This is a genomic window from Kitasatospora sp. NPDC041917, from assembly GCF_055589745.1.
The window spans coordinates 1-3,985 of sequence record NZ_JBVJBI010000091.1 but is presented as its reverse complement, the minus strand read 5'-3'; the positions used below and the strand labels follow the sequence as shown (position 1 = coordinate 3,985).

The 3,985-nt window shown below is 68.0% G+C and carries 4 protein-coding genes; all 4 read right to left on the bottom strand.

The features are described 5' to 3' along the window. Positions 1-168: 168 nt before the first annotated feature. Positions 169-681, bottom strand: a complete 513-nt coding sequence (locus tag ACZ6EM_RS40200; RefSeq protein WP_465774651.1) for a hypothetical protein — start codon at positions 679-681, stop codon at positions 169-171. A 42-nt stretch (positions 682-723) separates the two neighbouring features. Then, positions 724-1,824, bottom strand: coding sequence for a hypothetical protein (locus ACZ6EM_RS40195; RefSeq protein ID WP_465774650.1), 1,101 nt, complete (start codon positions 1,822-1,824; stop codon positions 724-726). 487 nt (positions 1,825-2,311) lie between these two features. Beyond that, complete coding sequence (locus ACZ6EM_RS40190) at positions 2,312-2,644, bottom strand: helix-turn-helix domain-containing protein (protein ID WP_387631509.1); 333 nt, start codon at positions 2,642-2,644, stop codon at positions 2,312-2,314. 113 nt (positions 2,645-2,757) lie between these two features. Next, a complete protein-coding gene (locus tag ACZ6EM_RS40185) occupies positions 2,758-3,162 on the bottom strand; it encodes a tyrosine-type recombinase/integrase (RefSeq protein WP_465774649.1) in 405 nt (134 codons plus the stop codon). Positions 3,163-3,985 lie beyond the last annotated feature (823 nt).

The window sequence follows — 3,985 nt, the reverse complement described above, 5'->3', positions numbered from 1 at the left end:
CCAAAGTCTCCCCCCAAGGCTGTCACGCTCAGTAGCAATACCGGAACGAGGTGGGTCAACTCGCGACGGTTGAATACGCGAGCCCACCGGTATCAACCCCGTCGAGCCCCGTGAGTTCACGAAAACTGAAGCTCATTCAGCGTGAACCCAAGGGTCGAGCGGTGTGCCTCAGGCCGGTGCATCCGTGGGTTTGAGTGAAACACGAGGGTAGTCGGCAAGTCGGCGAGCTTCGGTCGTGACCTCTGCGTCGACCTCCGACGGTTCCCTGCCGCCCCCGAAGTCGAGCATGTCGTACTCGTCGTCGAGCTCGGCGAGCCGTTCCGCAAGGGGTAGCTCGTGTCCAAAACGCTGGTGGATCCGGAGGGCGAGATCCCGAGGAGTCAGCTCGCCGGCCAGCATCCGCCCTGCGAGTGCCCGTGCGGCGGCTTCCCGGCCGGCAATGCTGCCGACTGGATAGAAGGCAAGGCCCAGCTCGTCGAGGGCGGAAGGGAGGATCTCGGGCACGTCGTAGTCCGCCTCAGCGCGCGTGCACGCTGCCAGAACCCGCAGAGCGGGGCTGTCGAGTCCGGCAACGAGTGCGTCGCAGGCCGCACCGACGACATCGCCTGCACGGATCTCGCCGATACTCCAGAGAACGGCGCGGTCCTGAAGCTCCTGGGCTGCTGATTCGGTCGACAACATCTGCCCATGATCTCTTCATTGGGACGATCAGGTCGAGCGGATTCAGTGCAGTTGCTGCTCAGCGGCAGTTTGCAGCAGGACACGCGCAGAGTCCGCGTAACGCATGGCGGTCTTCTCGTCGAGCCCGAAGACCTCGGCGAGGTGGAGCGGGTCCGGGCCTTGAGCCATCGCTTCTTCGAGCTGCCGGTCGACGCGGAGCCGCTCCAGCGTTGCGGCCTGTCCGCGCATTGCGGCGCTGATCCAGTGATTGCTGGCCCGGGTGGTCCTGTTCGCGGTCTGATTGTTGATCAGCAGGTGGAGGTTCGCCGTGTTCGGCCAGCGGGTGCGCCGGCGCTCCAACCAGTCCAGCAGCAGCTTCAGAGTCAGGTCGTCGAGGGGGCGAGCGCGGCCGGCGATGGTCAGCCGCCGGTTGCCGATGTCGACGTCATCGAGCATGAGCGTGCCGATCTGGGCGGCATGGACCGCGGCGAAGGCGAGGATGAGTCGTGTCGCTGGGGTCGTGGCAGCCGCGACGGCCCGGTCGACCTGTTCGGGGACGAGCGGCTGCAGCACGGCGTACTCATACTGCCCGACCTTGATCCGGCTGGTGGGGTTGCGGAAGATGAGCCCGTTCCGCTCGGCCCAGCCGAACAGCGAACGAAGGGCGACGAGTTGGCTGTGGCGGTGGCGCCCGTGCAGTGCCTTGAGGTAGGTGAGGACGTCGTCGCGGGTCACTTCCCGTAGGTGGTCGTAACGGTCCGACCACTCCAGCAGGGCCGGGCGGACTCCGTTGAGGCAGAGCCAGACCGTTCCCTCTCGGCGTGGCAGGCTGCGCGGGCCGCCCTCGTGCAGGACGCGGGTCCAGCGTGCGGCCTCCGTGCGGATGCCGGGTGCGAAGCCCTCCAACCTCTCGGCGAGCCAGCGTTCGAAGGAGGGTTCGCTGTCGTCCTGGAAAATGGCCATCTCCTCCAGGACGGTGACGATGTGGCCGACGCTCAGGTCGAGGGACCTCAAGGGAGCGAAGATCTCCGTGTGACGGATGACGTCGCCTTCGACGTAGCCAGTGAGCACGAAGGCCAGGCCCCGGTTGACGGCGAAGCGGATGTCGCGTCCCCAGCCGCGGGCCTCGGCCAGCTGATGGGCCAGGTATTTCGCCCAGGCCAACCACGGGCTGGTCAGATCAGCGTCGGCCGGGTCGAGGCGGCTGTAGTCGCGCGGGACCTGGTCGAAGAGCGGTAGCTGCCTCCAGCCGGGATCCGGACGCCAGGCCGGCGGGGGCGGCGGCTTGCGCGGGGCTCCCCGCCGGCCTCGGGATCGTGGCGGAGGAGGCACCGACATCCTGCGGTAGTGCATGCCGACGAAGAGGAGCTGGTGGTGCCGGACAGCGCCGAGCCGCGACCTCACGTCCGTCTCACCCAGGGGCCGGCTGCCTGTGCTTTTGGCGCTGAGGCGGGCCTCGCACCAGCACAGTCGGCAGTAGCCCCACTTCGCCGGCTGGACCCGACGGCAGCCGACACAGGGGGCCTCGTCGTGGCTCCGGCCGAACATGTAGCACGTCGGACAGCGGCGACCGCTGAAGTTCCCCCAGGCCAGGCAGCTGTCGCAGGAGTCGGCCAGCTTGACGTACCCCTTCGGGAAGCGGGCCACCGGGTCACTCCGGCGGCAGCGAGCGGCCGTCCCGGCGCTTGGGGACCACCGTCGGCGGGGTGGCCGCGGCACCGACCGCGATCTTCTCCGTCTCGTTGGCCTGGCCAGGGCGGGAGACCTTCTGCGGCTCGGGAATCAGCAGGTCACCGATCTCGCATCCGAGCACGACGCAGATGACGTCCAGGTCCTCAAGCTTCAGGGAGACCGGCTGGCCGGACCACAGGCCAGACATCTTCCCGGCCGAGATGACCAGGCCGTGCTCGGCAAGGCTCCGCTGCAGCTCGGACGCCTTCCAGACGCCCTTGTTGGCGGCGGTCAGCCGCAGGTTCCACTTCATCCCATGAGTCCTTCCAGCCGCTTCGCGGCGCGCTGCTGCCCGGCAAGCCAGGCATCTTCCACCCTGGTCTGCTGGACGTGGACGTACCGCATCGTCGTGGCGATCCAGGAATGTCACAAAACCTCCTGAATTGCGACCAGGTCCAGGCCGCCCGCATAGAGCTCGGACGCGCAGAAGTGCCGTCTCTGTCCAGCCCGGAAGATGAGCCACGACCGCAGCAGCCAGGCCGTTCCGCAGGGCGTCGTCGCCGACCCGTCGGTGTTCTTACGCTCGGAGGGGAACAGCGGGGTGCCGGGGCGGGTGTGGTCGTCGTCGAACTGGCCCCAGACGTCCTCGATGAACCACCGCAGCGTCCGGTCCGCGCCGTTGATCAGCGGCACCATCCGCTCGCGCGGCCCCGAGCCTCGGGCGTCCTTGCCGAGGCGGACGTGGAGCTTGCCGAACCGGCCCAAAAGCCACTTGATGTCGGTGAGGTCGAGCCCGCATGCCTCGCTCACCCGCAGCCCGACCTGGGACATCAGCTTCGCGGCGGTGTAGTTCCTGGCGGTTGGGGCGAACTTGCGGCAGGTCGCCGCCCCAGCCGGTGAACAGTTGGCCGACCTCCGGAGCGGTCGGCGGGATCCGCAGTTGGGCGTCCTTGGAGCCGCGCGGGCGGTTCATCTCGTCGATCGGGCACTCGACGACCTGGCCGGTCATCCGATGGATCTCGACCTTGTGTCGTAGCTCCAGGAACAAGAAGTACGTGCTCAGGGCCTGGGAACGGGCCGGGCGGGTACCGCTGGGCGAGCCCCGCAGCACCCGCCCGAAGTATGCGTCCGCGTCGGCCGGCTCCAAGTCCCACAAGGGGCGGCCGAACCAGGTCCGCACCTGCTCCAGATGCCCGACATCCCCGCGGATCGTGCCGTCCGTCAGCCCCGCCGATGCCCGTGCGAGCACGAAGCCGGCCAGTACGTCGGTCTCGAACCGTTCCAGTTCCTCTGCCGAGACCGGATCCCGGTACTCGCGCAGGTCCCTCACCACTGCCAGCGCCGCCGACTCGCGCCTCCTCGCCTTCGACCGGACCGCAGATCGGTCGCACGAGCTGAGAACGCTTCAGGAATCCCGAAGTTGCGTCAAAGCCCAGCGGAGCACTCGAAGGAGGAAGAAGCCCCTGGCCACGGCCTCGGTCGCCCAGCGGGGCTCAGGAGAACTCACGGGATGTCGCACACCACCGGGGGCGCAGACTTCCCCTTCACGGTCACATCGAGTGGCTTTGTACGCGAGAACGGGAGTCGTTTGTCGATGAGCTCGGGAGGCGCCCTGCTGGCGGGCAGGTCGATGTTCACGAGTTTGGGAGGCACC

Excerpts from the sequence above, each read along its gene's own strand:
- ACZ6EM_RS40185 (WP_465774649.1), bottom strand. The coding sequence starts at position 3,162 with ATGTCCCAGGTCGGGCTGCGGGTGAGCGAGGCATGCGGGCTCGACCTC.
- ACZ6EM_RS40200 (WP_465774651.1), bottom strand. The coding sequence starts at position 681 with ATGTTGTCGACCGAATCAGCAGCCCAGGAGCTTCAGGACCGCGCCGTT.
- ACZ6EM_RS40190 (WP_387631509.1), bottom strand. The coding sequence starts at position 2,644 with ATGAAGTGGAACCTGCGGCTGACCGCCGCCAACAAGGGCGTCTGGAAG.